Origin of the sequence: Burkholderia sp. Ac-20345 (assembly GCF_017104825.1) — a bacterium.
GTDB lineage: Bacteria > Pseudomonadota > Gammaproteobacteria > Burkholderiales > Burkholderiaceae > Burkholderia > Burkholderia lata_B.
Map to the genome: position 1 here is coordinate 1 of NZ_JAAGPO010000376.1, position 4,254 is coordinate 4,254.

At 69.4% G+C, this 4,254-nt stretch carries 5 protein-coding genes; 1 reads left to right on the forward strand and 4 read right to left on the reverse strand.

Annotation, left to right across the window (positions count from 1 at the left end):
- The 4 genes from G3O06_RS46785 to G3O06_RS46800 form a co-directional block, all read right to left on the reverse strand.
- Nucleotides 1–745, reverse strand: a 745-nt coding sequence (locus G3O06_RS46785; protein ID WP_241020601.1) for a TetR/AcrR family transcriptional regulator, incomplete at its 3' end; no start/stop codon positions are given.
- Nucleotides 746–1,017: 272 nt separating this feature from the next.
- Nucleotides 1,018–1,443, reverse strand: a complete 426-nt coding sequence (locus G3O06_RS46790; protein ID WP_205820141.1) for a cupin domain-containing protein — start codon at nucleotides 1,441–1,443, stop codon at nucleotides 1,018–1,020.
- Nucleotides 1,444–1,453: 10 nt separating this feature from the next.
- A complete protein-coding gene (locus G3O06_RS46795) occupies nucleotides 1,454–1,891 on the reverse strand; it encodes a carboxymuconolactone decarboxylase family protein (RefSeq protein WP_124577788.1) in 438 nt (145 codons plus the stop codon).
- A gap of 94 nt (nucleotides 1,892–1,985) precedes the next feature.
- Entirely contained in the window at nucleotides 1,986–3,470 is a 1,485-nt protein-coding gene (locus G3O06_RS46800; RefSeq protein ID WP_205820142.1) for a PLP-dependent aminotransferase family protein, read from the reverse strand.
- Between the two features lie 307 nt (nucleotides 3,471–3,777).
- On the opposite strand from G3O06_RS46800, the gene G3O06_RS46805 reads away from it, so the two are divergent.
- The coding region (locus G3O06_RS46805; RefSeq protein WP_205820143.1) for a LysR family transcriptional regulator at nucleotides 3,778–4,254 on the forward strand (477 nt) is incomplete at its 3' end.

A 4,254-nucleotide genomic window follows, 5' to 3' on the forward strand; every position in this document is an offset into this window, starting at 1 on the left:
GAGCCTGCTGAATCGGGTGCTGTACAGCAAGCCGCTGACACCGGGCGACGAGCAGACGATCGATCTGCTGAAGAAGTCGGGTCCGCCGGATCAGGCGAAGCTGCAGGCCCGAACCGAGCAGCGCGCGGACATGACGGTGCAGCACGTCGCGGTCGATCGGCGGCAGGCCGCGCGCGCTTTGCCACAGTTTCGCGGTCGCGAGCGGCAGCATCACCAGCGCGATGATCGAATGGAACAGGAACGCCGGTTCGAGCGCGGGGTTCAGCGTGCCGGCCTGCTGCGCGGCGCGGATGCGTTCGGCAAAGCGCCCGACATGTTCGAGCGGAATGCGCCGGACCATCCGCTCGCGCAGCAGCCCGCCTTCGTGGACGATCTCGCGCAGCCAGATCGACGGCAGCCACGGCATGCGGTGCGTGACGTCGAAGAAGCGGTCGACGAGCTCGGCGACGAGCGCGAACGGATCGTTTTCGATGTGCGGCTCGGTCGGCCGCCACACGAACGCGATGACCTGTGCCAGCCGCTCCTCGACGATCGCGTCGAGCAACTGCTCGCGGTTCGTGAAGTAGTAGTGGACCATCGCCGACGTGACGCCGGCGGCGGCGGCGATCTGCGCGACGGTCGTCGCGGCGATCCCGCGCTCGGCGAACAACTGCATCGCGACGTCGAGCATGTGGTCGCGCAGGTCGAAATCGTCGACCGACGGGCGGCGCCCGCGCGGCCTGGCGACGGTGGATTTCGCGTTCATGAAATCGACGCTAATTGATGAGTTAGTTAATTTCAAGGAAGGGTTTTCGCCCGAGTTGATCGCGATCAGACGAGCGTCGAACGGGGACGCGGGTGGGCGGGGATGTGACGTGACGCGGCTCGGCGCAGCAAGCCGGCGGCGGAATGTAAGGAGCGGCTAATGGAGAAACGGCGGGGGGAACGAGCGGGGCGACAGCATGAACCGGCTGCATGCAACCCGGTCGCGAAGCGGGGGCACGTGCCGGGACAATGGCACGCGCCCCCGAAAGGCGGTCACTGATCGATCGGCGACGTCAGCGGCACGTGTTCGCCGGTCAGCCCGAACACGACGATCTGCGCGGGCTCGGTCGCACTCGCGTTGCGCGACACCTGGTGGCGCGAGCCGGGCGCCTCGTACCAGCCTTCTCCGGCGCGGTAGCGGTGCAGCGGGCCGCCGTTCACCTGCGACAGCACTTCGCCTTTCGACACGACCGCGAACACCGAGCCGAGGTGCCGGTGGGCATCGGAAGCCTGGCCGGGCGCATAGTCGACGGTCGCGACGACGGCGAGCTTGCCGGGCGCTTCGGGCACGGCTTGCTGCATGATCGTGTGCACGTTGTCGCCGGCGTCGTGCGCCAGGGCGGCGGCCGGCAGCAGCGCGGCGCCGGCCGCGAGCCACGCGCACAGGGCGGCGCGACGGAGGAGCGTAGCGTGAGTCATCGTCGTCTCCTTACTCGGGCATCTTGCGGAACGCGATCGCGAAGCGGTTCCACGAGTTGATCGTCGCGATCAGCATCGACAGGTCGAACAGCTCCTCGTCGGTGAAATGCGGCTTCACGGCTTCCCACACGGCATCGGGCACGTGGTTGCTGGCGACCAGCGTCAGCGCCTCGGTCCATTCCAGCGCCGCGCGTTCGCGCTCGGTGAAGAACGGCGTCTCGCGCCACGTGACGACGGTGGCCAGGCGGCGGTCGGTTTCGCCGCCCTTGCGCGCGTCGGTCGTGTGCATGTCGACGCAGAACGCGCAGCCGTTGATCTGCGACGCGCGCAGGCGGACGAGTTCGGCGAGCGGCTTCTCGATCGAGCTCTTCGCGAGGAATTCCTCGGCGTTGCGCATCACCTTGATCGCATTCGGGCTGGCGGTATAGAAGTTCAGGCGCGGTTGCATGGCAGGTCCTTTTTCGGTTGGGGCGCACGGTGGCGCGACAGGACCTACTTTAGGACGCATGCTGGCCTGCTAGAATGGCCAATTTCGGGGAAATTCAGGTAACCAGTTCCGAGCCGCCGACGGTGTCGGAACCCAGCAGGCCGGCCAGCGTCGCGAGCGCCGTGTCGATGCGCAGCGCGTCGATCCCGCCATAGCCGAACAGCAGCCCGGCACGCACCGGCACGCCGACGTGGAACGCCGAGATGCCGTACAGGCCGATGTCCTGCGCGCGGGCCGCGCGGACCAGCGCCGCTTCGTCGAGCCCCGGCTTCAGGTAGGCCGCGAGGTGGATGCCGGCGGTCGGCACGATCGCGTCGAACCACGGCGCGAGCTCGCCGCGCAGATGCGCGATCAGCATCTTGCGGCGCGCATCGTAGTGCTTCTGCACGCGCTTCAGGTGCCGCGCGAAATCGCCTTCGAGCATGAAGCGCGCGAGCGCCGCCTGGGTCAGCGTGCAGGTATGCCAGTCGACGATCTGCTTCGCCTTGGCCAGCGCGCCGCGCAGCGCGCGCGGCGGAATCGCGTAGCCGATCCGCAGTTCGGGAAAGATCGTCTTCGAGAACGTGCCGACATACGCGACGAGGCCCGTGCGGTCGAGGCTTTTCAGCGATTCCACCGGCCGGCCTTCGAAGCGGAACTCGCCGTCGTAGTCGTCCTCGATGATCACCGCGCGGCGGCGCTGCGCCCATTCGAGCAGCGCGACGCGCCGGTCCAGCGTCATCGGCATGCCGAGCGGGAACTGGTGCGATGGCGTCACGTAGACGAGGCGCGCGTCGTCGGGCAGCCGCTCCGTCACCAGCCCGTGCGCGTCGACCGGCACGCCGATCACCGTCGCGCCGAGCGACGCGAACGCGGCGCGCGCGGGCGGATAGCCGGGATCTTCGACCGCGACCACGTCGCCGGGCCGCACGACGACGCGGGCGATCAGGTCGAGCGCCTGTTGCGCGCCCTGCGTGACGAGCACGTCGTCCCAGCCGCACGCGACCGCGCGGCTGAACGCGACGTAGCGTGCGATCGCGCCGCGCAACTGCGGATCGCCGGCCGGGTCGTGGTACTGGGCGGGGCCGCGCATCTGCTGGCGCAGTGCGTGATGCAGGCAGCGCCGCCACGCATCGAACGGGAACAGCGCCTTGTCGGTCACGCCGCCGCGGAAGTCGAAGCCGGGCGCATCCTGCGGCGTGGGCATCGCGAGTGCGTCGGGCAGGTCGTCCCACAGCGCGCGCGCATCGACCGCGTCGACACGCGGCGTGTCCTCGACGAGCGACGGTGCCGACATGGCGGCAGCGTGCGGCACGCGCGCGAGGCCGTCGGCGACGAACGTGCCGTCGCCCGCGCGCGTCGTCAGGTAGCCCTCGGCGACGAGGCGCTCGAACGCGTCGAGGGTCGTCTTGCGCGATACGCCGAGCTGTTTCGCAAGGTCGCGCGTCGACGGCAGCCGTGCGCCGCCGGCGAGCCGCCCGTCGACGATCGCGGTGCGCAGCTGCCGGAAGATTTGCCCCGTCAGGTCGTGACGGCCTTCGATGCGGATGGCGATGTCCATCGCAGTGGTTACCTCGATTGGCGTAATTTCGTGCCAATCAGCATACCGGAAGTCGGCGCACGGATCGGTGGTTCTGCGCGACGTGACGGTTTCGCGGGTTTCGCTCGATGCCGGAACCGGCCGTCACGGTGCAAGGAATCCGGACAGGGCGATGCGGGCGGCAGGCGAACCGGCGCATCGTTCAACGCTGGCCCGGCGGTATCCGTCAGGGGGCGGGCATCGTCAGACGCCGCAGCCCCGTCGAGCGATTGGACCTCGGCCCGCTGCTGCCTTACGATCCACGACAACCCCACACCGGAGCGTGCCCATGCTGTCCGAAGACGAACTTGCGCTGCTCGACGCAATCCGCGCCACCGGCAGCCTGTCGCGCGCGGCCGCGCGGCTCGGCAAGGCGCCGTCGACGGTGTCGCACGCGGCGCGCCAGCTCGAAACGCGCTTCGACGCGCTGCTGTTCGACCGGCGCGGCTACCGGCTGCAGCTCACGCCGGCCGGACAGTTGCTGACCGACGAGGCGGCACGGCTGGCGCTGGACGTCGCGCGGCTGACGCAGCGCGTGCGGCAGGTCGCGAGCGGCTGGGAAGACCGGTTGTGGATCGTCAGCGACGAGGTGCTGGAGTTCGACACGCTGCTGCCGGTCGTTCGTGCATTCGACGCGCTCGACTCGGGCGTGTCGTTGCGTTTTACGCACGAAGTGCTCGGCGGGACCTGGGAAGCGCTGCGCGACGGCCGCGCCGATCTGGTGGTCGGCGCGACCAACGAGCCGCCGGCGATTCCCGGCTTCAAG

Excerpts from the sequence above, each read along its gene's own strand:
- G3O06_RS46790 (WP_205820141.1), bottom strand. The coding sequence starts at position 1,443 with ATGACTCACGCTACGCTCCTCCGTCGCGCCGCCCTGTGCGCGTGGCTC.
- G3O06_RS46795 (WP_124577788.1), bottom strand. The coding sequence starts at position 1,891 with ATGCAACCGCGCCTGAACTTCTATACCGCCAGCCCGAATGCGATCAAG.
- G3O06_RS46800 (WP_205820142.1), bottom strand. The coding sequence starts at position 3,470 with ATGGACATCGCCATCCGCATCGAAGGCCGTCACGACCTGACGGGGCAA.